Source organism: Noviherbaspirillum sp. L7-7A, from assembly GCF_019052805.1.
Lineage (GTDB): Bacteria > Pseudomonadota > Gammaproteobacteria > Burkholderiales > Burkholderiaceae_D > Noviherbaspirillum_A.
In genome coordinates, this window is the sequence record NZ_JAHQRJ010000001.1 from 2,482,473 (window position 1) to 2,505,409 (window position 22,937).

A 22,937-nucleotide genomic window follows, 5' to 3' on the forward strand; every position below is an offset into this window, starting at 1 on the left:
GGTCGAACATGATGCCGAACTGGCCCGCACTGATCCTGTCGCCCCTGCTGGCGCTGGCCAACCTGACCGCGCTATATGCCCTGGTGACGCCGTCCTGCGGCCGCCAGAGCACCGGCGCGATGCAATGGCTGAGCGCGGCATCGCTGCTGCTGTCGCTGCTCTTCACGCTGGTGGCATGGCGCAACCAGCGCCGGCTGGCCGGCTCCCTGGCCAGCGACGCGGCATCGGCGCGGCCGCATTTCCTGGCGCAGGTGGCCGTAATGGTGGGGCTGCTGTCGTCGCTGGTGCTGTTTGCGATGTGGATACCGCAGTGGATCGTCTCGCCATGCGTTTCCTGATTGCCCTGGTTGCTGCCCTGCTGCTGGCCGCGCCCGGCGCGCAGGCGCATCTGGCGCAGGCGCCCGATGCGCTGCCCGGCTGGGGCGCCGAACCCTGGGTGCTGGCGCTGCTGGCCCTGTCCGCGGCGCTTTACCTGGCGGGCGGCGCCCGGCTATGGCTGCGCGCCCGCGCCGGCCGCCCGCAACTGCTGCGCCAGGCCGGCGCTTTCGCCGCGGGCTGGCTGACGCTGGTGGCGGCGCTGGCATCGCCGCTGGACGGGCTGGGCGTGCAGCTGTTCTCGGCCCACATGCTGCAGCATGAATTGCTGATGATCGTCGCCGCGCCCCTGCTGGTGATGGGCCGGCCGCTGGCGGTGTGGATCTGGGCCCTGCCCTGTCGGGATGTCATTGGCGCGGCGCTGCATCATCCGGCGGTACGCCTGCCATGGCAATGGCTGACGCTGCCCCTGGTGTCATGGCTGTTGCATGCGGTGGCGTTGTGGGCCTGGCATGCGCCGCTGCTGTTCGAGGGCGCCCTGGCCGACAGCATCTTGCATGGCTGGCAGCACACCAGCTTCCTCGCCTCCGCTTTGCTGTTCTGGTGGGCTGTCCTCGGCGACGGCCGCGACCGCCCGCAGCGCGGCGGCGCGATGCTGTACCTGTTCACTACCATGCTGCACACCGGCGCGCTGGGCGCGCTGCTGACCTGGTCGGCAATCATCTGGTATCCGAGCTATATCGCCACTGCCGGGCTGTACGGCTTCGACCCGCTGGAAGACCAGCAGCTGGGCGGCCTGATCATGTGGATTCCGGGTGCGCTGGCGTACCTGATTGCCGGGCTGGCGCTGGCGGGGCATTGGCTGAGCGGGCGCAAGCCTGCGCCGCTCGGGGGCCGGTAGGGGCAGGATGCCGGTTGATCCGCTCGGATCGGGTGCAAGCTAGTGCATGGCCGCAATAGCATAGCCGTTGCAGTTACGCGTAGCGATAGTTGCCGTTGCAGTGAAGCCCCGTTGAGCGCGCGGTGCCGGCGGTGCCCCGAGCGGGCGCGCTCAATCGGAAGTTGAAAGACGACGGCAACGGCAACTGTCGCTGCGCGTAACTGCAACCGCCGCTGCGCGTAACTGCAACCGCAACCGCAATTGCACCCTCCCCGCCCCTACCTCCCCCCAAAACCCGCTAGAATCCACGGTTTGTTCCGCGTCACCGCGCCTCTCACCATCGCCTGCTCCCTCAGCAGAAAAACAACATGCTTACATTTCAACAAGTCATCCTCACGCTGCAAGAGTACTGGGACGCGCAAGGCTGCGCGCTGCTGCAACCCTACGACATGGAAGTCGGCGCCGGCACCTCGCATACCGCCACCTTCCTGCGGGCGATCGGCCCGGAGCCGTGGCGCGCCGCGTATGTGCAGCCGTCGCGCCGTCCCAAGGACGGCCGCTATGGCGAGAATCCGAACCGCATGCAGCATTACTACCAGTACCAGGTGGTGTTGAAGCCCGCGCCGGAAAACATTCTCGACCTGTACCTCGGCTCGCTGCAGGCGCTCGGCCTGGACCTGAAGCAGAACGATGTGCGCTTCGTCGAGGACGACTGGGAAAACCCGACGCTGGGCGCCTGGGGACTGGGCTGGGAAGTCTGGCTCAACGGCATGGAAGTGACCCAGTTCACCTATTTCCAGCAGGTCGGCGGCCTCGACTGCAAGCCGGTGCTGGGCGAGATCACCTACGGCATCGAGCGCCTGGCAATGTACCTGCAGGGCGTGGAAAACGTCTATGACCTGGTGTGGACCACCTGGGAAGAGAACGGCGTGACCAAGAAGCTGACCTATGGCGACGTGTTCCACCAGAACGAGGTCGAGCAGTCGACCTACAACTTCGAGCATTCCAATACCGAATTCCTGTTCTCCCTGTTCACCAACTACGAGAGCGAGGCCAAGCGCCTGCTGGCGGTGCCGCTGACGCTGCCGGCCTATGAAATGATCCTCAAGGCAGCCCATACCTTCAACCTGCTCGACGCCCGCGGCGCCATTTCGGTCACGGAGCGCGCCGCCTATATCGGCCGCATCCGCAACCTGTCGCGCGCAGTGGCCCAGGCCTATTACGAATCGCGCCAAAAGCTGGGCTTCCCGATGTGCGGCGACAGCCGCCAGGCCGCCTGAAATCAGCACCGTCCAAGAAATCACAACATGAATCAGACTTTACTCGTCGAACTGCTTACCGAAGAACTGCCGCCGAAAGCACTGGCCAAACTGGGCGCGGCCTTCGCCGCCGGCCTCTTCAACGGACTGAAAACGCGCGCCTTCCTCGAAGCCGATGCCGCCTACACCGCCTACGCCACGCCGCGCCGCCTGGCCGTGACCATCAGCGGCGTGCGCGCCGGCTCGCCGGACAAGTCCATCCGCGAAAAGGTGCTGCCGGTAACAGTGGCGCTGGACGCCGAAGGCAAGCCCAGCGCGCCGCTGGCCAAGAAGCTGGCCGCGCTGGCGCAGACAGCCGGCGTGCCGCAGATCAGCCTGGAGCAGCTCGAACGCGCCCAGGACGGCAAGGCCGACAGCTTTTTCTTCACCTATACCGCGCCCGGCGCGCCGCTGCAGGCCGGTCTCCAGGCCAGCCTGGAGGAAGCGGTCGCCAAGCTGCCGATTCCAAAGGTGATGAGCTACCAGCGCCCGGACGGCGCCACCGTGCAGTTCGTGCGCCCGGTACACCGCCTGACCGCGCTGCTCGGCGCCGACATCGTGCCGGTGTCGCTGCTGGGCCTGCAGGCATCCAACGTGACCCTCGGCCATCGCTTCCTGGCGCCCGGCGAGATCGTCATCGCCAGCGCAGACAGCTATGCCGCCACGCTGCAAGCCCAGGGCCGCGTGGTGCCCGGCATCGAGGCGCGCAAGGAGCGCATCCGCGCCGCCCTGCAGGCTGCCGCCGGGGCAGACCAGATCCTGATGCCCGAGTCGCTGCTCGACGAAGTCAATGCGCTGGTGGAATGGCCGGTGGTCTATGCCTGCAACTTCGAGAGCGAGTTCCTGACGGTGCCGCAGGAATGCCTGATCCTGACCATGCAGACCAACCAGAAATACTTCGCATTGACCGACGCCGCCGGCAAGCTGCGTTCGCGCTTCCTGATCGTCTCCAACCTGGAGACCGACGATCCGCGCCATATCATCGGCGGCAATGAGCGCGTGGTGCGGCCGCGCCTGTCGGACGCCAAGTTCTTCTTCGAGCAGGACAAGAAGAAGAAGCTGGCCGAGCGCGTGCCGGGCCTGGCCAACGTGGTCTATCACAACAAGCTCGGCAGCCAGGGCGAGCGCACCGGCCGGGTCACCGCCCTGGCGGTGGAAATCGCAGGCATGCTGAAAGCCGACGCCAACCTCGCCGCGCGCGCCGCGCAACTGGCCAAGACCGACCTGCTGACCGACATGGTCGGCGAGTTCCCCGAACTGCAGGGCATCATGGGCACCTATTACGCTCGTCATGACGGCGAGCCGGAGGAAGTGGCGCAATCGATTTCCGAGCATTACCAGCCGCGCTATGCCGGCGACGCCCTGCCGGCCACCGTCACCGGCACCGTGGTCGCGCTGGCCGACAAGCTCGAAACCCTGGTCGGCATCTGGGGCATCGGCCTTGCGCCGACCGGCGACAAGGACCCGTTCGCGCTGCGCCGCCATGCGCTGGGCATCCTGCGCATGCTGGTGGAAAAGCAGCTCCCGCTGGCGATCTCGGCGCTGCTGCAGGCAACCGCCGCGCTGTTCGCCGGCAATGCCAGTTTCAAGGACCCGGTGGCCGAGGTCACCGCCTTCCTGTACGACCGCCTCCGCGGCCTGCTGCGCGAGCGTGGCTTCACCCAGAATGAAGTCGAGGCCGTGATCGCCCAGCAGCCGGACGTGCTGGACAACATCGTCGAGCGGCTGGAAGCGGTGCAGGCCTTTGCCGCGCTGCCCGAAGCCGAGGCGCTGGCCGCGGCCAACAAGCGCATCACCAACATCCTGAAGAAGGCCGACACCGCCGGCGCGGCAGTGCAGAGCGGCCTGCTGCAGGAAAGCGCCGAACAGGGCCTGTACGCGGCCATGACCGGCTTGAAGCCCACCGTCGAGCAGGCCTATGCGCAGGGCGATTTCGCCGCCACGCTCAAGGGCCTGGCGCATCTGCGGGCCGATGTCGACGCCTTCTTCAACGATGTGATGGTGATGGCCGAGGATATCGGCCTGCGCAACAACCGCGTCGCGCTGCTGTCGGAGCTGCACGGCATGATGAACCGCGTTGCCGACATCTCCAAGCTGGCCGCCTGACGGGAACTGGCATGAAACTCATCATTCTCGACCGTGACGGCGTCATCAACCACGACTCGGACGAGTTCATCAAGTCGCCGGCCGAGTGGATTCCGATCCCCGGTTCGCTGGAAGCGATCGCCCGGCTCAACCAGGCCGGCTACCGGGTGGTGGTCGCCACCAACCAGTCCGGCGTGGCCCGCGGCCTGTTCGACGTTTCCACCCTGAACGCGATCCACCAGAAGCTGCACACCGCGGCGCAGCAGGTCGGCGCCGATGTCGACGCCATCTTCTACTGCCCGCACGCGGCCGACGAGAATTGCGACTGCCGCAAGCCCAAGCCCGGCATGCTGCACACCATCGCCACCCGCTTCAATACCAGCCTGAAGGGCGTGCCCAATGTCGGCGACTCCCTGCGCGACCTGCAGGCCGGCTATGGCGTGGGCTGCGTGCCGTATCTGGTCATGACCGGCAAGGGCGGCCGCACGCTGGAAAAAGGCGGACTGCCGCCCGGCACGCTGACCTTTCCCGACCTCGCCAGCGTGGTCGACAGCCTGCTCAAGGACAGCGCGCCGGCGCCGCTGGAAGACCTGACCCCGCAAAAGGACGGCAAGCGGCGGCTCGCCTGAGCCGCCGCCACGTCCTGCCGCCACCTGATTGGAGATTGAATGTCACGCACGATCCTGTTTCTGCGTTCGCTGCTGTTTGCGCTGTTGATCACCCTGGCCACGGTGGTCTGGGCGCCGATGTGCTTCCTGTTCGCGCCCATGTCCTACCCCAACCGTTACTACTGGACTTCGCGCTGGAATGTATTCGTGATCTGGGCCGCCAAGGTGGTATGCGGCATCCGCTACGAAATCCGCGGCTATGAAAACCTGCCGGACGGCCCGGCGGTGCTGCTGTCGAAGCACCAGTCAGCCTGGGAAACCATTTTCTACCTGTGCGCGATGCCGCGTCCGCTGGTGTATGTGTTCAAGAAGGAGATCACCTACATTCCCTTCTTCGGCTGGGGCATCGCGCTGCTGCGCATGATTCCGATCGACCGCAGCAAGGGCAAGGATGCAATGGCCAGGGTGATCTCGATTGGCCGCCAGCGCCTGGCGGATGGCCAGTGGATCATCATGTTCCCCGAAGGCACCCGCAGCGCCGTGGGCAGGCAGGGCAAGTACAAGGGCGGCGGCGCCAGGCTGGCGGTGGAGACCAACACGCAGGTGGTGCCGATCGCAATGAACTCCGGCGAATGCTGGCCCCGTAATGCCTTCATCAAGAAGCCCGGCCTGATCACGGTATCGATCGGCAAGCCGATTTCGCCGGAAGGCCTGACGCCGGGCGAGCTGCTGCAAAAGGTCGAAACCTGGATCGAATCGGAAATGCGGGTGATTTCGCCAGCGGTGTATGCAGGCCAGGAACAGCATATTCCGCAAGCTGCGCCGGTAAAGTGAAATAAGCGGAATGAAGCCGGCCACGCCGCAACAGCAGCCCCTGGCATTGGCCCTGGCGTCCAGCCCGGCGGCGCTCCCGCCTGGCGGCAGCCTGCGCCGCCTGCGGCTGGCCGCCGGCATGCTGGACTATGTGCTGCTGCGCTCGAAGCGGCGCACCATCGGTTTCCTGATCAGCGACAGCGGCCTGCGCGTGACAGCGCCGCGCTGGGTGACGCTGCGCGACATCGAGGCGGCCATTATCGGCAAGGAAAGCTGGATCGTCTCCAAGCTGCGGCAGCGCCAGGAACGCGCCAGCCAGCGCCATGCATCCCGCATGGAATGGCGCGACGGCGCCACACTGCCCTATCTGGGCGGCGCGCTGACGCTGCGCCTGCATGCGGCCCCGGTGGCCGCCATCCATCACCATGCCGCCAGCAACGAGCTGGCGGTGCATCTGCCCGGCGATGCGCCGGAAGAAGCATTGAAGGAAATCGTGAAGCACTGGCTGCAGCAGCAGGCGCGCCACCTGTTCGCCGAGCGCCTGCCGCTGTATGCCGAGCGCCTGGGCGTGCAGTACCGTGCCTTCACCCTGACATCGGCCCGCACCCAGTGGGGCTCCTGCACCGCCGCCGGCATGATCAGGCTGAACTGGCGGCTGATGCATTTCGCCCATGAGCAGATCGACTACGTGGTAGCGCACGAGCTGGCGCACCTGCGCGAGATGAACCACAGCCCGCGCTTCTGGGCCATCGTGGCGTCGGTGTTTCCGGAGTATGCGGCGGCCAGGAAGGTGTTGCGGGAACGCGGGCCGGAGATGCTGCCAGTGTTTTAGCAGACTGAAGACGCGGCGTCGGTCAACGCTGCCCGACAGGCATCCTGCGAGAATGAACCACGACTCCTGGAAGCCGCCACACTGCTATCCTCCGTAGCCTTCCGCATATTTCCGGCGTGCCTCGACGTCTGCATCGACGGCAGCAGTAATTCCGAAAGTGATTATGGCGAGAAAGACTTTCAGTGGGCCTGCGCCTGCAGCAAGGACTTCCAGTTGCGCATCGTGTATCACGTTGCTGGCATGGCAGGCATGGTTTACCTGGAAAAGGCCAGCAGCAATCTGATCGATCTTCAAGTCCCCGACCATTGCTCTGCAAAATGTCGGACCGCTTCCATCGCTGAGGGCAGATCATGCGACTCCTGAAGCTTCTGCTGCAACACCGGGTTTTCGTTCACCAGCTTGCGTAATTGCTCCAGCGAGCTTAATTGATTATTTTTCACATGCACCTTTTTATTGGTCAGACTTGGGAACGGGATGAGGATATGAAACGAGCCATAACAATGAGCTCGCAGTTGATTTCCCGTTAAACAGTAGTAACGCAGGGAGGCAAATGGATGCAGGTAGAGATAAGTTTGCATAACGATCCTGCCCGTATCGAACGCAAAACCGCAACGACCGGTCTACAACGTCCATGGCGTGTTTTAACACCTGCCGTTTCTGATGTTGCTGAGAGGGGCCGATGATAGAAAGCCACTGCGACAGCCGACGGTTGTTCCGTTGGGCAGGTGTCGTGGAATCTGGCAGGGCGGTCCCCATGCCTTGGCCTTAGCAGGGCAAGAATGTCGCACGAAGGTTACAATCCGGCTTTCCCTGTTTTATCCAAAGGACAACCATGCGCTTGCTGCATACCATGCTGCGGGTCGGCGACCTGCAGCGCTCCATCGATTTCTATTCCAATGTGCTGGGCATGAAACTGCTGCGCACCAGCGACAACCCCGAATACAAATACAAGCTGGCCTTCATGGGTTACGGCAGCAATCCGGAGCATGCCGAACTGGAACTGACCTACAACTACGGCGTCGGGAGTTACGAGATGGGCACCGCTTACGGCCATATCGCCATCGGCGTGGACGATGCTAAAAAGGCCTGCGACGCAGCCCGCAATGCCGGCGGCAACGTGACCCGCGAGCCGGGCCCGGTCAAAGGCGGCTCCACCGTGATCGCCTTCCTGACCGACCCCGATGGCTACAAGGTGGAACTGATCGAACGGCCGGAGGCGTCGTCGGGGTTGCACAAGAAGTAGGAGTCGGTTGCCTCCAATGCGACTCGGGTATTGGCGGGATGGCCTGACGATAATGCGTCATGCGGCCACGCTGCAATAGATCGAGCCGTTTCTGCAGTTGCCGTGCAGATCCCGTTGAGCGCGCCGTGATAGCGATGCCCGGACCGGATAAGGTGCGGCGCCGATAGGAGGCCGGCAGGGTGTAATACCCCACAGGGGCATTACACCATTGGTCGGTCAAGGAAGTCGGCCGACAATGCCATTCCGGTCGGCGACCGACGTGCAATGCCCTTCGGGTATTGCACCCTACGAAGTGGTTGCAGTACGGGCGGCGACAGTTGCCGTTGAAGTTGCTGTTGCTGTTGAAGTTGCTGTTGCTGTTGCCGTTGAAGTTGCTGTTGCAATGAAGTCCCGTTGAGCGCGCCGTGTCAGCGGTGCCCGGAGCGGGAAAAGGTGCGGCGTCTGTTTGAGCGCAACGAAGTGGAGCGAGTTTAGCCGCGCCCCGCTCCGGGTACCGCTGACACGGGAACCCCGCGCAGCGGGGCGCGATCACCGGGTCGCCTTTTCTTGCCTGCTTCTTTTGGCGAAGCAAAAGAAGCAGGTCGCCTGCCGGGGCGAACACCCGGCCTGGTCATGACGACAGTGCAGTAGCGTTGTTTCACCCGGCGTAAGGACGTCACTGCGAAGCAGCCGTTGCTTTTGACGTTTGACGTTTGGCGCTTGCTTAGGAAAGTCAACAACAATACCGACAGCGCTGCCCGTGCCTCGCCGGGCGACGCAAGGCGGCTGCACTGCCGTGGAGGCAAGCCGGGAGTCCGTCCCGGCGGCCGGGTAACTTTTTTGCTCCGCCAAAAAAGTAAGCAGAAAAGGCGGCACCGACGATCGCGCCCCGCTGCGCGGGGTGCCCGTGCCGGCGATGCCCCGAGCGGGGCGCGGCTAAACTCGCTACGCTACGCTGCGCTCAAACAGACGCCGCACCTTTTCCCGCTCGGGGCATCGCCAACACGGCGCGCTCAACGGAGAGTTGAAAGGCAAGGTCAACCGCAACTGCAACTGCAACTGCAACTGCAACTGCAACTGCACCAAGCCTCTCCCCAATCCTGCTATCGCCGCACGGCCTCCGCCGCCGCCTGCATGCCAACATTGCCGTCCGCCGCTGCGCTACGCTATATTGTTTAAATCCTGACAACTCCCGCACCCCCCATGTCCACGCATGCCGGATTCGACTATGCCGCCCTGACCGACGCCGGCCGGGTGCGCGACCACAATGAAGATGCGGTTGCCGTGATGCCTGCCTGTGGCCTGGTGGTGCTGGCCGATGGCATGGGCGGCTATGCGGCCGGTGAAGTGGCGGGCGATATCGCTGTGTCGGTGATCGCGGATGTGGTCGAGCAGCATTTCCTGCACAAGCCCCTCGTGCCTGACGAGCTGTGGCAAGTGCTGGTTGACGCGGTGCTGGAGGCCAATACCGCCATCATTGCAGCAGCAATCGACGAGCCGGCTTACCGCGGCATGGGCGCCACGCTGGTGACCGGCTTGTTTCATCAGGAAAGGCTGATCGTGGCGCATGCCGGCGATTCGCGTGCCTACCGGTTACGCGATGGATTGCTGGGCCTGATCACGCGGGACCACTCGGTACTGCAGGAGCGCATCGACGGCGGTCTGCTTACGGTGGAAGAGGCGCGGGGATCGTCGATACGCAACCTGGTCACGAGAGCGCTCGGCGTCGAACCCGAACTCGCTGTGGAAGTACATGAACATGCGGTGGAACGCGGCGACGTCTATCTGTTTTGCTCGGACGGCCTGAACGACATGCTGGCCGATGAGGAAATCGCGCGGATATTGTTGCAGACAGGCGGCACGCTGGCCGAGGCCGGGGCGGCGCTGATCGATGCGGCCAATGCGGCCGGCGGCGCTGACAACGTCTCCGTGGCGCTGGTAGGCATCAACGACCTGCTTTCCTGAGCGAACGGCGAGCCATGCGGCGCCTGGCCATGTCGCCGCCAGGGTGTCGCGAACCGCGTGCTGTGGCTTCTGGCGGCCAAAAAAAACGGCACCGCCTGCGCGATGCCGTCCTGTATCCCTCACCGCCGGCCGCTTCAAGCGGGCCGGCAGGACGCAGCAGACCTACTTCGCACCCGTCTCGAACCACTTGGCGATGGTGCCACGTTCCTCGTCGGTGATCTTGGTCGCATTCCCCAGAGGCATTGCCTTCTGGACCACTACCTGCTGATAGATCTGCTGGGCATGACTGCGAACAGATTCCGGGGTGTCGAGCATGATGCCCTTGGCTGGCGTCGGCATCAGGCTTGGCTGCGCCGCATGGCACTGCACGCAGCGCTCCTGCATGATCTTCTGCACCTGGGCCAGCTCCACCACATCCGTGGCCGCCGCGCCGCCGGCGCCGGCCTGAACCGGCGCGGAAGGCAGGGCCGACGGCGACAGCCAGGCCACCACGCCGGCCAGCACCGCCACCGCCACGGATGGGTAAGCGAGATTGAGCTTGCCCTTGTGGCGCAGGATGAAGAACTGGCGGATCAATACGCCGGCCAGCATGATCAGCACCAGCACCAGCCAGTTGTGCTTGTGGCTGTAGGTCATGCTGTAGTGGTTCGACAGCATCGCAAACAGCACCGGCAGCGTGAAATAGGTGTTATGCACGCTGCGCTGCTTGCCGCGCTGGCCGTGAATCGGGTCGACCGGCTCGCCGGCCTTCATCGATGCGATTACCTTGCGCTGGCCGGGAATGATCACGAAAAACACGTTGGCGCTCATGATGGTGGCGATCATGGCGCCGATGATCAGGAAGGCGGCACGGCCCGAGAACAGATGGCAGGCAGCCCAGGCAGCGGCCACCACATACAGCACCACCAGCACCGCCAGCAGTTTTTCCTGCTTCTGCAATGCCTTGCAGGCGATGTCATAGACCAGCCAGCCCAGCACCAGGAAAGCGAGTGCGGCGACCACGGCGACCGTCGGGCTGATGTTGGCCACGTTCGGATCGATCAGAAATACCTTGGGGTTGAACAGGTAGAGCACCGAGAACAGTCCGAAGCCCGACAGCCAGGTGCTGTACGACTCCCAGTAAAACCAGTGCAGATCCTGCGGCAGCGTGGGCGGCGCGCCCAGGTATTTTTGCGGGTTGTAGAAGCCGCCGCCATGCACGGCCCACAATTCGCCGCCGACGCCTTTTTCCTTCAGCGCCGCGTCGATCGGCGCGCGCAGGCTGTTGTCGAGCCAGACGAAATAGAACGACGAACCGATCCACGCGATCGCCACGATCACATGCAGCCAGCGCAGCAGCAGATTGGCCCAGTCCAGCAGATAACCTTCCATGCTCTTGTCTCCTTGTGCCGCCGGCCTTAGCTGCCGCGATAGGTTGAATAGCTCCACGGGCTGGCCACCAGCGGCACGTGGTAATGGCGGCTGGCGTCGGCCACGCCGAAACGCAGCGTCACCACGTCCAGGAAAGGCGGCTGCGGCAGGTCGATGCCGAGGCCGGCGAAATAGGCGCCGAGCCCGAAGTCGAGCTCATAGATGCCGGCCTGAAACGCCGCGCCTTCCAGAAGCGGCGCATCGCAGCGGCCATCATCGTTGGTTTTTGTTGATAACAAATGCTGCCTATGATTGTTGACAATCTTGTACAGCGAAACTTGAATGTTTTGTCCCGGCCTGCCATGGGCGGTATCCAGGACGTGCGTCGTCAAGCGGCTCATTGATGCTCCATCATTGGGGTTTGGACTGATACCTGGGCGGGTATCACGAGTGGGCGGGACGTATCTCTGCTGGAGACTGCATTCACCCGGAGGGGGGTTAGACAAAATCGAAAATAAATTGTTGACAATCCTAGCCTCGGTTGGCATCCTCGTCAACCAGTGAAATCGACATCCTTCTCCCCATCCTGACATGAGCACACGCCCCAGACTGGTTGCCACCAATTCGCCGCCGTCCGAGCCTGCGACGTCCGAGGCCAATATATCGGCCGAGGAGCGCATGTACCTGGAAATCTACGATGCCATCATGGAGCACCGGCTGCCGGCCGGCACCAAGATGGCCGAGCAGACGCTGGGCGAGATCTATGGCCTGGCGCGGCATCATGTGCGCAAGGTGCTGGGCCGGCTGGCCGCTGACGGCTTGGTCGACCTCGAGCCCAACCGCGGCGCCTTCATCGCCAGCCCGGATGCCCAGGAAGCCCATGACATGTTCGACCTGCGCCAGACGCTGGAACAGAGCGTGGTGCAGAAGCTGGCGCAGCAGGCCGGGCCGGAAGACTTTGCCCGGCTGCGCCAGATGATCGCCGACGAGCGCAATGCTTATATGCAGGGCAACCGCCCGCTGTGGGTCAGGCTGTCCGCCGATTTCCATATCGCGCTGGCGCGGCTGTCGGGCAATGCGCTGGTGGTGGACATCCTGCGCCGGCTGGTATCCCGCACTACGCTGCTCATTTCCACTGCCGACGCGCTGGCCGGACAGCAGCCATGCTCCTTCGACGAGCATCTGGCCGTGGTCGACGCGCTGGAGCGCAAGGACTGCACCCGCGCCCAGCAGGAAATGGCGCGTCATCTCGATCAGTGCGCCTGCCGCATGCTGAACCGCCCCGAGCGCCGCTTCGACCTGCGCGCCGCACTGGGCAAGGCCGAACAGGCATGAGCGCCGGCACGCCTTTTCGCTGACGAACCGGCAAAGCCTTCCCATCTGAATCCAATAATAAAAACACCCATCTACCTTCCCGGAAACCGGAGACAAGCATGTCCTTATCCCACGCAACTTCCGCAGCGCGCGCCGACCGCCCCGCTGCCTTATCCGTCGCGCCAGACACTGATGCGGCGCTTGCCGACGCCAGCCTGCCATCCGCCGTCGATGAACGCCTGCCGGCCGGCAAGCTGCTCACGCTCGGCCTGCAGCATGTGCTGGTGATGTATGCCGGCGCCATCGCGGTGCCGCTGATCATCGGCCGCGCGCTCAAGCTGCCGCCGGAACAGGTGGCCGCCCTGATCAGCGCCGACCTGTTCTGCTGCGGCCTGGTCACCGTGATCCAGTCCCTCGGCTTCGGCAAGCTGTTCGGCATCAGGATGCCGGTGATGATGGGCGTGACCTTCGCCTCGGTCAGCCCGATGCTGGCCATGGCCAACAATCCCGCGCTGGGGGTCACCGGCATCTTTGGCTCCGTCATTGGCGCCGGCGTGATCTCGCTGCTGATTGCGCCATTCGTGAGCCGGGTGCTCAAGCTGTTTCCGCCGGTGGTTACCGGCACCGTGATCGCCGTGATCGGCATTACGCTGATGCGGGTGGGCGTGAACTGGGCCGTCGGCGGCCCGCCCAACCTGGCCAGGATTCCCGACCCGGCCTTTGCCGGCCTGGTGGAAGCGGCCAAGGCGGCCGGCGCCGCACTGCCGGCCGGACCGGCGCCCATGATTCCCAACCCGGCCTATGCGGCGCTGGACAACCTGGGCATCGCGCTGTTCGTGCTGCTGGTGATTCTGGGCATGGCAAAGTACGGCAAGGGCTTCCTGGCCAATATCGCTGTGCTGACCGGCATTCTCGCCGGCACCGTGCTGGCCTGGGCCATGGGCAAGGTCAGCTTCGAGAAGGTGGCCGCGGCCAAGGGCTTTGCGCTGGTGACGCCATTCCAGTTCGGCATGCCGACCTTCGATGCGGTCGCCATCCTGACCATGACCATGGTGATGCTGGTGGTGATGATCGAGTCCACCGGCATGTTCCTGGCGCTGGGCGACCTGGTGGGCAAGCGGATCCGCGAGGACGACATCAGCCGCGGCCTGCGCGTCGACGGCCTGGGCACCATCATCGGCGGCATCTTCAACACCTTTCCCTACACCTCGTTCTCGCAGAACGTCGGCCTGGTCGGCGTGACCGGCGTCAAGAGCCGCTGGGTCTGCGTGGCGGCGGGCGTGATCCTGATCGTCATGGGCGTGCTGCCCAAGATTGCCCAGGCCGCCGAAGCGGTGCCGCAGTTCGTGCTCGGCGGCGCCGGCCTGGTGATGTTCGGCATGGTGGCCGCCACCGGCATCCGCATCCTCTCCGGCGTGGATTACAGGACCAACCGCCACAACCAGTTCATCGTCGCGGTGTCGATCGGCTTCGGCATGCTGCCGCTGGTGGCGGAAAACTATGCGCAGCACATGCCGAAGTCGCTGTCCTCGCTGCTGCACAGCGGCATCCTGCTGGCGGCGATCTCGGCGGTGCTGCTGAACCTGTTCTTCAACGGACTGGCGTCGAGCGAGCAGGCGCAGCAGGCTGCGCGCGAGAACACGCACGGCGCCGAATAACCTGACTATCCTGAACCTTATGTCGAGACATGAAGCTTATCCACGCGACCTGATCGGTTATGGCCGCGACGTTCCCCACGCCCGCTGGCCCGACGGCGCCCGCATCGCCGTCCAGTTCGTGCTGAACTACGAGGAAGGCGGCGAGAACAACGTGCTGCATGGCGACCCGGCGTCCGAGCAGTTCCTGTCGGAGATCGTCGGCGCCGCGGCCTATCCGGCGCGCCACATGTCGATGGAATCGATCTATGAATACGGCTCGCGGGCGGGTGTCTGGCGCATCCTGCGCGAATTCGAGCAGCGCAAGCTGCCGCTGACCGTGTTCGGCGTGGCGATGGCGATGCAGCGCCATCCGGAGCTGACCAGCGCCTTCGAGGAACTGGGCCACGAGATCGCCTGCCATGGCCTGCGCTGGATACACTACCAGAGCATGGACGAGGACACCGAGCGGCGCCACATGCGCGAGGCGGTGGCGATCTTCCGCGAGATGACCGGCCTGGCGCCGCAGGGCTGGTACACCGGCCGCGACTCGCCCAATACCCGCAGGCTGGTGGTCGAGCATGGCGGCTTTGCCTATGACTCCGACTACTACGGCGACGACCTGCCGTTCTGGACCGATGTCGAGATCGCCGGCGGCGCCAGCAAGCCGCACCTGGTGGTGCCCTATACCCTGGACAGCAACGACATGCGCTTTGCCACGCCGCAGGGCTTCAACACCGGCGAGCAGTTCTTCCAGTACCTCAAGGACAGCTTCGACGTGCTGTATGCCGAAGGCGATCCGGAAGGTCAGGACCGGCCCAGGATGCTGTCGATCGGCATGCATTGCCGGCTGCTGGGACGCCCCGGCCGCTTCCGCGCGCTGCAGCGGTTCCTTGATTATGTGCAGTCGCACGAGAAGGCATGGATCTGCCGCCGCATCGACATCGCCCGGCACTGGATAGAGAATCATCCCTACGAGGTAAAAGCATGAGCAGCTCCATCAGCCTGAATGCACTGAACGCCATGCCGGCAGCCGACTTCACGGCCCGCCTGGGCGCGATCTTTGAACACTCGCCCTGGGTCGCCGAGCGCGCCGCGGCAAGGCGGCCGTTTGCCAGCGTCGAGGCGCTGCATCAGGCCATGGCCGATGCGGTGCGCAGCGCAAGCCAGGAGGAACGCCTGCGCCTGATCCGCGCCCACCCCGAGCTGGCCGGCAAGGCGGCGGTGCGCGGCGAACTGACCGACGAATCCACCCGCGAGCAGAAGGGCGCCGGCCTGGACCAGTGCAGCCCGGAAGAGTTCGAACGGATGCAGGACCTGAACCGGCGCTACAACGAGAAGTTCGGCTTCCCCTTCGTGATCGCGGTCAAAGGGCATGACCGGCACAGCATCCTGAAGCACTTTGCGCAGCGGCTGGAGAATCCGCGGGACGTCGAGGCAGCGGAGTGCATCGAGCAGATCATCAGGATCGGGGGATTTCGGTTGGGGGATCTGGTAACGGAAGGGGCCTAGGGAAAAGGCTGCGACCGCAGCAGCGCCGCAATTGCCAAAGCGTGAAACGTGCGGCGTTCGTAGGGTGCAATACCCTGGAGGGGCATTGCACCGATGCTCACGCAAGGAAGTTGGCCGAGAATATCTTCCCGGTCTGCGACCATGGTGCAATGCCCTTCGGGTATTGCACCCTACTGGCCGCGCCATCCCATCCGCGTCAGGCAATAAAAAAGGCAGCGTCATCGCTGCCTTTTTTCGTTTGCGACCCGCAAGCAGGCCGCTAAGCCGCCTGCTTACATGATGGACTTCAGCAGACGCGCCATTTCCGACGGGTTGCGGGTGACCTTGATGCCGCAGGCTTCCATGATGGCCAGCTTGGCTTCGGCGGTGTCGGCACCGCCGGAGATCAGCGCCCCGGCATGGCCCATGCGCTTGCCCGGAGGCGCGGTCACGCCGGCGATGAAGCCAACCACCGGCTTCTTCATGTTGTCGCGCACCCACTCGGCCGCATTGGCTTCGTCGGGTCCGCCGATCTCGCCGATCATGATGACGGCGTCGGTGTCCGGGTCGTCGTTGAACATCTTCATCACGTCAATGTGCTTCAGGCCATTGATCGGGTCGCCGCCGATGCCCACGGCCGAGGACTGGCCCAGGCCCAGCGCGGTCAGCTGGCCGACTGCTTCATAGGTCAGGGTGCCGGAACGCGAAACCACGCCGATGCGGCCCTTCTTGTGGATATGGCCCGGCATGATGCCGATCTTGATTTCGTCCGGCGTGATCAGGCCCGGGCAGTTCGGTCCGAGCAGCAGGGTCTTGCTGCCGGACTTGGCCATGCGGTCCTTGATTTCCATCATGTCGCGCACGGGGATGCCTTCGGTGATGCAGATCGCCAGGTCGAGGTCGGCTTCAACGGCTTCCCAGATGGCGGCGGCAGCGCCGGCGGGTGGCACATAGATCACCGACACGGTGGCGCCGGTCTGCGCCTTGGCTTCCTTCACGTTCGCGAAGATGGGAATGCCTTCGAAGTCTTCGCCGGCTTTCTTCGGGTTCACGCCGGCAACGAAGCAGTTCTTGCCATTGGCATATTCACGGCACATCCGGGTGTGGAACTGACCGGTCTTGCCGGTGATGCCCTGGGTGATGACCTTGGTGTCTTTATTGATGAGGATGGACATTGTGTTTCCTTCTGCGCGTATTCGTTATTGACCGTTGGCCGCGGCGACAACCTTCTGCGCGGCTTCTTCCATGGTGTCTGCGGCAATGATGGGCAGACCGGAGTCGGCCAGCATCTTCTTGCCCAGGTCTTCGTTGGTGCCCTTCATGCGCACCACCAGCGGCACCGACAGCGACACGGCCTTGGAAGCGGTGATCACGCCTTCGGCGATCACGTCGCAGCGCATGATGCCGCCGAAGATGTTGACCAGGATGGCTTTCAGGCCGGGGTTCTTCAGCATGATCTTGAAGGCTTCGGTGACCTTCTCCGCCGTTGCACCGCCGCCCACGTCCAGGAAGTTGGCCGGCTCGCCGCCGAACAGCTTGATGGTGTCCATGGTGGCCATGGCCAGGCCGGCGCCGTTGACCAGGCAGCCGATGTTGCCGTCCAGCGAGATGTAGGCGAGGTCGAACTTGGAGGCTTCGACTTCGGCCGGATCTTCTTCGTCCAGGTCGCGGTAGGCGACGATTTCCGGATGACGGAACAGGGCGTTGGAGTCGAAGTTGAACTTGGCGTCGAGCGCGATGACCTTGCCGGAGCCGGTCAGGATCAGCGGGTTGATTTCAGCCAGCGATGCATCGGTTTCCCAGTAAGCCTTGTACAGGCCCTGCAGCTGGGCGCGGGCATCCGCGATCGATTCTGGCGGCACGCCGATCTTGGCGGCGATGTCGTCGGCATCCTTGTCGGTCAGGCCAACCGACGGATCGATTGCCACCTTGTGGATTTTTTCAGGATGGCTCTCGGCCACTTCCTCGATGTCCATGCCGCCTTCGCTGGAGGCCATCAGCACGACGCGCTGCGAGACGCGGTCGGTGACCATCGAGACGTACAGTTCCTTCTTGATGTCGGCGCCTTCCTCGATCAGCAGGCGGCGCACTTTCTGGCCTTCCGGGCCGGTCTGGTGCGTGACCAGCTGCATGCCCATGATGGCGTTGGCGTATTCGCGTACCTGGTCGATCGACTTGGCAACCTTGACGCCGCCGCCCTTGCCGCGGCCGCCGGCATGGATCTGGGCCTTGACGACCCAGACCGGGCCGCCGAGCTCTTCGGCTGCCTTGACGGCTTCCTCGACGCTCATGCACGGGATGCCGCGTGGAACGGTCACTCCGAACTTACGGAGGATTTCTTTACCCTGGTACTCATGGATTTTCATGCGAGCTTCCCTTCAGACGCTGATTGAATAATGACTGGATTTAAGTGGTGGAATCATCCGCATGGGCAACTGCCCAGCGCGGGTAGAACTTGGCGACCGCGCCGCCATCGGTGCGCAGCGCATGGCAATGGTCGAGCTGGAAAGGCTTGACGTCTTCATCGCCCTGCACTGGTATGACTTCGCCGGCATAGGCCTGCACCGCGGCCGTTGGCAGGATCTGCGCCAGTTCGGTCAGGTGGGTGCAGCCGGCAATGCCGCCGAGGCGCTGCTTGAGCTCGTGGCGCAGGCCCTTCATCAGATTCAGGCCTATCATGGCGCGATAGGCCGGACCGATGGTATTGCAGAAGCCCGGATACGGCACATTGTCCGACACCGCCTCGACATCGACGATGTTCATTGCACGGTCTATCGTGACGCGCAGCCAGAGGTCATGCACTGGCACGCCAGCCGGACGGACGCCGGAAGCGGTGCTGATGTCGCGGGTCTTGATATCGGTGATATGGGCGTCGAGATCCCACAGGCCATCCTCCCGCGCATAGGCGTCGATCTGGATGGCGCGGCGGTGCTTGAGCACGCGGCGGGATGTAGGTGATGACAGGGGCATGGAAGAATGCCGGTTGAAGCGGCAACAAAAAAGCCGCATTTGCGTGTCGCTGTCGCAGTTTCTACGACAACAGCCGCTCCTGCGGCGCTGCAAAAAAACCCCGAGAGTGTAGCACAGCTGTTTGTCGCTTCGCCAAATGCTTGGCTGAAACGGGTGGTTTGGGGCCGTGGCTTTCGAAGCCGTCCTTGCAGTTGCAGTTGCAGTTGCAGTTGCAGTTGCAGTTGCAGTTGCAGTTGCAGTTGCAGTTGCAGTTGCAGTTGCAGTTGCAGTTGCAGTTGCAGTTGCAGTTGCAGTTGCAGTTGCAGTTGCAGTTGCAGTTGCAGTTGCAGTTGCAGTTGCAGTTACGCGTAGCGACAGTTGCAGTTGCAGTTACGCGTAGCGACAGTTGCCGCTGCCGCTGCCGCTGCCGCTGCCGCTGCCGTTGGCGTTGCCGTTGCCGTTGCCGTTGCCGTTGCCGTTGCCGTTGCCGTTGCCGTTGCAGTGAAGTCCCATTGAGGGCGCCGTCACGGGAACCCCGCGCAGCGGGGCGCGATCACCGGGTCGCCTTTTTTTGGTTACTTTTTTTGGCGAAGCAAAAAAAGTGACCCGGCCGCCGGGACGGATTCCCGGCTTGTCTCCACGGCAGTGCATCCGCATTGCGTCACCCGGCAAGGCACGGGCAGCACTGTCGGTGTTGATGTTGACGTTCGTATTGAAACTTCAAACTTCAAACTTCAAAAGCAACGGCTGCTTCGCAGTGACGTCTTTACGGCTGGTGAAGCAACCTGACTGCACTGTCGTCATGACCAGGCCGGGTGTTCGCCCCGGCAGGCGACCTACTTCTTTTGCTTCGCCAAAAGAAGTAGGCAAGAAAAGGCGACCCGGTGATCGCGCCCCGCTGCGCGGGGTTCCCGTGCCGTCGACGCCTGAAGCGGGGCGCGGCTAAACTCGCTACGCTGCGCTTCGCTCAGACAGACGCCGCACCTTATCCGCTTCAGGCATCGCCGTCACGGCGCGCTCAACGGGACTTCACTGCAACGGCAACTTCAACTTCAACTTCAACAGCAACTGTCGCTGCGCGTACGTCAAAAACAACGGCAACGGCAACGGCAACGGCAACGGCAACGGCAACGGCAACGGCAGCTTACGCTTTCATCAATCCTCACATCCCCAAGCCATACAAGAATAAAAAAAGCCCACTGTCTCCAGCGGGCTTCCTTATTCCAAAAAAACTGGCTTGCACAGGAAAGCAGCGACCAAAGATCGACACCCTCCCCGCCTTATTCGGCGGCGCCGGCTTCCTTCACTTCACGCGCGGCCTTGCCTGCTTCCATACCCTTAGGCACCGGCAACAGCGGCACGCCCAGCGAAGCACGCACCTTGTTTTCAATTTCCAGCGCCAGTTCCGGACGCTCTTTCAGGAAATTACGCGCATTGTCCTTGCCCTGGCCGATGCGCTCGCCATTGTAGCTATACCAGGCGCCCGACTTTTCAACGATCTTCGCATCTGCGCCCAAGTCCAGGATCTCGCCTTCGCGGGAAGTGCCTTCTCCGTACAGGATGTCGAAGTGCGCTTCCTTGAACGGCGGCGCGATCTTGTTCTTCACGACCTTGACCTTGGTCTCATTGCCGATCACCTCATCGCCCGACTTGATCGAGCCGGTACGGCGAATGTCCAGTCGCACGGATGCATAGAATTTCAGCGCATTGCCACCGGTGGTGGTTTCCGGATTGCCGAACATCACGCCGATCTTCATGCGGATCTGGTTGATGAAGATCACCAGGGTGTTGGTGCGGTTGATGGAGCCGGTCAGCTTGCGCAGCGCTTGCGACATCAGGCGCGCCTGCAGGCCAGGCAGGGAATCACCCATGTCGCCTTCGATTTCGGCGCGCGGCGTCAGTGCCGCCACCGAGTCGACCACGATCAGGTCGACGCCGCCGGAACGCACCAGCGCGTCGCAGATTTCCAATGCCTGCTCGCCGGTGTCCGGTTGGGAAATCAGCAGTTCCTGCAGGTTGATGCCCAGCTTTTGCGCATACACCACGTCCAGCGCATGCTCGGCATCGATAAAGGCGCAGGTACCGCCCATTTTCTGCATCTGCGCAATGGTCTGCAGCGTCAGCGTGGTCTTGCCCGAGGATTCCGGACCGTAGATTTCCACCACCCGGCCGCGCGGCAGGCCGCCTACGCCGAGCGCAATGTCCAGGCCCAGAGAACCGGTGGAGACGGTCTGCACTTCCTCGACCACCGCGCCGTCAGCCATGCGCATGACGGAGCCCTTGCCAAACTGCTTTTCGATCTGGGCCAGCGCGGCAGCAAGTGCCTTGGATTTGTCCGAGCCGGAGATTGCTGCTTTCTTGTCGTCCATAAATTTCTTTCAGCGTGAGATCAACGATGGATAGTCTGATTCAACGAATTTATTTCACAGCCAGTACTGTACAAAAATCCAGTACTTTATGCAAGCTAAACCTGGGTTTTTTATGGACCGAGACAGTACACTAAATGTTCGCTGAAAATCTGCCGATTCATTGATAGTTGTTCGATGTTCGACAGATTTATTGCCGGGTAGATAAAAAGACAATAGACTGGCGCCAACTAGGGCGTGTCATCAATTGAGCCAGACAACAGCGGCAGCGAGATGGATAGCGCCAAGGAAGTTGCGGGCGGTTTTGTCGTAGCGGGTAGCAATGCTGCGATATTGCTTGAGCTTGTTGAAGAATTGCTCAATCAGATGCCGTGCCCGGTACAGGTGCTTGTCGTAGTCGCGCGGCTGCTTGCGGCAGCGCTTGGGCGGAATCACGACGTTTTTGCCAGCGTCGAGCAACCGATCAATGACCCGCTCCTGGGCATCGTACGCTTTGTCGGCAATGACCGTGGCCGCTGGCGTGCCGGGCAATAACGCATCTGCACCGTCCAAATCATGCGCCTGCCCCGGCGTCAGATGAAATCCGGTGGGATTGCCCAGCGCATCGACGGTGGCGTGGATTTTCGTGCTCAGCCCGCCACGGCTGCGCCCGATTGCCTGGACTTCGGCCCCCCTTTTTTCGCGCCTGCGCTGTGTTGATGCGCACGCACGATGGTCGAATCGATCATGGCGTATTCATTGTCGGCATCGGCCGCTAGCGCCTCGAATATGCGTTGCCAGACGCCGCTTTTGCTCCAGCGAGTGTGCCGGGTATGGATGACCCGGAAATCCCCAAACCGCTCCGGCAGATCGCGCCAGGGAATGCCTGCCCGGTAGCGATATAGCACCGCCTCGACAAACAGGCGATTGTCCTTGGCCGTGCGGCCCACATGTCCTTCCCGACCAGGCAGCCATTCCTTGAGCCGCTCCCACTGGTCATCCCTTAATCCATAACGTCTTCTCATCACTTCTCAGCGCTACGCGCCCCAACCATTACTTCAACGTGCTAATGACTGGGCAAATTTCCGAGAGTTCAATTGATGACACGCCCTAGAGGGGACACCGTTTTACCATGCGTATTCTGTTAGCTGAAGATGACGGCGTGCTGGCCGATGGCCTGACCCGTTCCCTGCGCCAGTCGGGCTATGCGACCGACTGCGTCAAGACCGGCCAGGAAGCCGATTCCGCACTCTCCACCCAGGATTTCGACCTGCTGATCCTCGACCTCGGCCTGCCCAAGATGAGCGGGCTGGAAGTGCTGCGCCGGCTGCGGGCGCGCAACTCGCGGCTGCCGGTGCTGATCCTTACCGCCAACGACTCCATTGACCAGCGGGTCAAGGGCCTGGACCTGGGCGCCGACGACTTCATGGCCAAGCCGTTCGCCCTGTCCGAGCTGGAAGCCCGGGTGCGGGCGCTAGTCCGGCGCGGCGTCGGCGGCGGGCCGACCGTGATCCGCCATGGGCCGCTATGCTACGACCAGGTTGGCCGCATCGCCTACATCAACGACCAGATGCTGGACCTGTCGGCGCGCGAACTGGGCTTGCTGGAAGTGCTGCTGCAGCGCACCGGCCGCCTGGTGTCCAAGGAGCAGCTGGTGGACCACATGTGCGAATGGGGCGAGGAAGTCAGCAACAATGCGATCGAGGTCTATGTGCACCGCCTGAGGAAGAAAATCGAGACGGGCGGCGTGCGCATCGCCACCGTGCGCGGGCTGGGCTATTGCCTGGAGAAGTACAGCGAATCGGCGCAACCGCCTGCCTCCGCCAGTTGACAGGC

The 22,937-nt window shown here is 63.2% G+C and carries 25 protein-coding genes; 15 read left to right on the forward strand and 10 right to left on the reverse strand.

Annotation, left to right across the window (positions count from 1 at the left end):
- The first annotated feature begins 8 nt into the window (after positions 1-8).
- The 7 genes from KTQ42_RS11210 to KTQ42_RS11240 all read left to right on the forward strand — a co-directional run bounded on the left by KTQ42_RS11210 (position 9) and on the right by KTQ42_RS11240 (position 6,831).
- Positions 9-338 (forward strand): hypothetical protein, encoded by a 330-nt coding sequence (locus tag KTQ42_RS11210; RefSeq protein ID WP_217345571.1) that lies wholly within the window; start codon positions 9-11, stop codon positions 336-338.
- Positions 311-1,216: a cytochrome c oxidase assembly protein gene (locus tag KTQ42_RS11215; RefSeq protein ID WP_349292139.1), complete on the forward strand. Its 906-nt coding sequence runs from the start codon at positions 311-313 to the stop codon at positions 1,214-1,216. The genes KTQ42_RS11210 and KTQ42_RS11215 overlap by 28 nt, the downstream gene beginning before the upstream one ends.
- A 347-nt stretch (positions 1,217-1,563) precedes the next feature.
- Positions 1,564-2,475: a glycine--tRNA ligase subunit alpha gene (glyQ, locus tag KTQ42_RS11220; protein ID WP_217345572.1), complete on the forward strand. Its 912-nt coding sequence runs from the start codon at positions 1,564-1,566 to the stop codon at positions 2,473-2,475.
- Between the two features lie 27 nt (positions 2,476-2,502).
- On the forward strand, positions 2,503-4,599 hold the full coding sequence (gene glyS, locus KTQ42_RS11225; protein WP_217345573.1) for a glycine--tRNA ligase subunit beta: 2,097 nt from the start codon (positions 2,503-2,505) through the stop codon (positions 4,597-4,599).
- An 11-nt stretch (positions 4,600-4,610) separates the two neighbouring features.
- Entirely contained in the window at positions 4,611-5,207 is a 597-nt protein-coding gene (gene gmhB, locus KTQ42_RS11230; RefSeq protein WP_217345574.1) for a D-glycero-beta-D-manno-heptose 1,7-bisphosphate 7-phosphatase, read from the forward strand.
- A 39-nt stretch (positions 5,208-5,246) separates the two neighbouring features.
- Positions 5,247-6,020: a lysophospholipid acyltransferase family protein gene (locus KTQ42_RS11235; protein ID WP_217345575.1), complete on the forward strand. Its 774-nt coding sequence runs from the start codon at positions 5,247-5,249 to the stop codon at positions 6,018-6,020.
- 10 nt (positions 6,021-6,030) lie between these two features.
- Positions 6,031-6,831, forward strand: coding sequence for a SprT family zinc-dependent metalloprotease (locus tag KTQ42_RS11240; protein WP_217345576.1), 801 nt, complete (start codon positions 6,031-6,033; stop codon positions 6,829-6,831).
- A gap of 84 nt (positions 6,832-6,915) precedes the next feature.
- Here KTQ42_RS11240 and KTQ42_RS11245 read toward each other — a convergent pair whose 3' ends face one another.
- Together KTQ42_RS11245 and KTQ42_RS11250 are read right to left on the reverse strand one after the other, a co-directional pair.
- Positions 6,916-7,125: a hypothetical protein gene (locus tag KTQ42_RS11245; protein WP_217345577.1), complete on the reverse strand. Its 210-nt coding sequence runs from the start codon at positions 7,123-7,125 to the stop codon at positions 6,916-6,918.
- Entirely contained in the window at positions 7,122-7,409 is a 288-nt protein-coding gene (locus KTQ42_RS11250; RefSeq protein ID WP_217345578.1) for a hypothetical protein, read from the reverse strand. Before KTQ42_RS11250 ends, KTQ42_RS11245 begins: the two co-directional genes overlap by 4 nt.
- A gap of 254 nt (positions 7,410-7,663) precedes the next feature.
- On the opposite strand from KTQ42_RS11250, the gene gloA reads away from it, so the two are divergent.
- Complete coding sequence (gene gloA, locus KTQ42_RS11255) at positions 7,664-8,074, forward strand: lactoylglutathione lyase (RefSeq protein WP_217345579.1); 411 nt, start codon at positions 7,664-7,666, stop codon at positions 8,072-8,074.
- 1,182 nt (positions 8,075-9,256) lie between these two features.
- Positions 9,257-10,018: a protein phosphatase 2C domain-containing protein gene (locus KTQ42_RS11260; protein WP_217345580.1), complete on the forward strand. Its 762-nt coding sequence runs from the start codon at positions 9,257-9,259 to the stop codon at positions 10,016-10,018.
- Between the two features lie 162 nt (positions 10,019-10,180).
- Here the strand turns inward: KTQ42_RS11260 and KTQ42_RS11265 are convergent, their stop codons facing one another.
- Together KTQ42_RS11265 and uraH are read right to left on the reverse strand one after the other, a co-directional pair.
- Complete coding sequence (locus tag KTQ42_RS11265; RefSeq protein ID WP_217345581.1) at positions 10,181-11,389, reverse strand: urate hydroxylase PuuD; 1,209 nt, start codon at positions 11,387-11,389, stop codon at positions 10,181-10,183.
- A gap of 26 nt (positions 11,390-11,415) precedes the next feature.
- Entirely contained in the window at positions 11,416-11,769 is a 354-nt protein-coding gene (uraH, locus tag KTQ42_RS11270) for a hydroxyisourate hydrolase (RefSeq protein WP_217345582.1), read from the reverse strand.
- 190 nt (positions 11,770-11,959) lie between these two features.
- Here uraH and KTQ42_RS11275 point away from each other — a divergent pair, with 190 nt between their 5' ends.
- From KTQ42_RS11275 to uraD, 4 genes are all read left to right on the forward strand, one after another.
- Positions 11,960-12,703 (forward strand): GntR family transcriptional regulator, encoded by a 744-nt coding sequence (locus tag KTQ42_RS11275; protein WP_217345583.1) that lies wholly within the window; start codon positions 11,960-11,962, stop codon positions 12,701-12,703.
- A 98-nt stretch (positions 12,704-12,801) separates the two neighbouring features.
- Positions 12,802-14,340, forward strand: coding sequence for a nucleobase:cation symporter-2 family protein (locus tag KTQ42_RS11280; protein WP_217345584.1), 1,539 nt, complete (start codon positions 12,802-12,804; stop codon positions 14,338-14,340).
- A 19-nt stretch (positions 14,341-14,359) separates the two neighbouring features.
- Entirely contained in the window at positions 14,360-15,307 is a 948-nt protein-coding gene (gene puuE, locus KTQ42_RS11285; protein WP_217345585.1) for an allantoinase PuuE, read from the forward strand.
- Positions 15,304-15,828, forward strand: coding sequence for a 2-oxo-4-hydroxy-4-carboxy-5-ureidoimidazoline decarboxylase (gene uraD, locus KTQ42_RS11290; RefSeq protein WP_217345586.1), 525 nt, complete (start codon positions 15,304-15,306; stop codon positions 15,826-15,828). Before puuE ends, uraD begins: the two co-directional genes overlap by 4 nt.
- A gap of 272 nt (positions 15,829-16,100) precedes the next feature.
- On the opposite strand, the gene sucD is transcribed toward uraD, so the two are convergent.
- The 3 genes from sucD to KTQ42_RS11305 are packed head-to-tail and all read right to left on the reverse strand — an operon-like array spanning position 16,101 to position 18,777.
- Complete coding sequence (sucD, locus tag KTQ42_RS11295; RefSeq protein WP_194713869.1) at positions 16,101-16,982, reverse strand: succinate--CoA ligase subunit alpha; 882 nt, start codon at positions 16,980-16,982, stop codon at positions 16,101-16,103.
- 24 nt (positions 16,983-17,006) lie between these two features.
- Positions 17,007-18,173, reverse strand: coding sequence for an ADP-forming succinate--CoA ligase subunit beta (gene sucC / locus KTQ42_RS11300; protein WP_217345587.1), 1,167 nt, complete (start codon positions 18,171-18,173; stop codon positions 17,007-17,009).
- 40 nt (positions 18,174-18,213) lie between these two features.
- Entirely contained in the window at positions 18,214-18,777 is a 564-nt protein-coding gene (locus tag KTQ42_RS11305; protein ID WP_217345588.1) for a DUF2889 domain-containing protein, read from the reverse strand.
- A gap of 166 nt (positions 18,778-18,943) precedes the next feature.
- Here KTQ42_RS11305 and KTQ42_RS11310 point away from each other — a divergent pair, with 166 nt between their 5' ends.
- A complete protein-coding gene (locus tag KTQ42_RS11310; protein ID WP_217345589.1) occupies positions 18,944-19,156 on the forward strand; it encodes a hypothetical protein in 213 nt (70 codons plus the stop codon).
- Here KTQ42_RS11310 and KTQ42_RS11315 read toward each other — a convergent pair.
- From KTQ42_RS11315 to KTQ42_RS11325, 3 genes are all read right to left on the reverse strand, one after another.
- A complete protein-coding gene (locus KTQ42_RS11315) occupies positions 19,147-19,413 on the reverse strand; it encodes a hypothetical protein (protein ID WP_217345590.1) in 267 nt (88 codons plus the stop codon). The genes KTQ42_RS11310 and KTQ42_RS11315 overlap by 10 nt on opposite strands.
- Before the next feature lie 623 nt (positions 19,414-20,036).
- Positions 20,037-21,125 carry a recombinase RecA gene (recA, locus tag KTQ42_RS11320; RefSeq protein WP_249222727.1) on the reverse strand — a complete coding sequence of 363 codons (1,089 nt, stop codon included), beginning with the start codon at positions 21,123-21,125 and terminating at the stop codon, positions 20,037-20,039.
- A 240-nt stretch (positions 21,126-21,365) separates the two neighbouring features.
- Positions 21,366-22,126, reverse strand: a protein-coding gene (locus tag KTQ42_RS11325; RefSeq protein ID WP_217344550.1) for an IS5 family transposase whose coding sequence is annotated in 2 segments (ribosomal slippage) — positions 21,366-21,802 and positions 21,802-22,126 — 762 coding nt in all. Because the reading frame shifts where the segments join, the coding sequence is not laid out codon by codon here.
- A 107-nt stretch (positions 22,127-22,233) separates the two neighbouring features.
- On the opposite strand from KTQ42_RS11325, the gene KTQ42_RS11330 reads away from it, so the two are divergent.
- Complete coding sequence (locus tag KTQ42_RS11330) at positions 22,234-22,932, forward strand: response regulator transcription factor (protein WP_217345591.1); 699 nt, start codon at positions 22,234-22,236, stop codon at positions 22,930-22,932.
- The last annotated feature ends 5 nt before the right edge of the window (positions 22,933-22,937 follow it).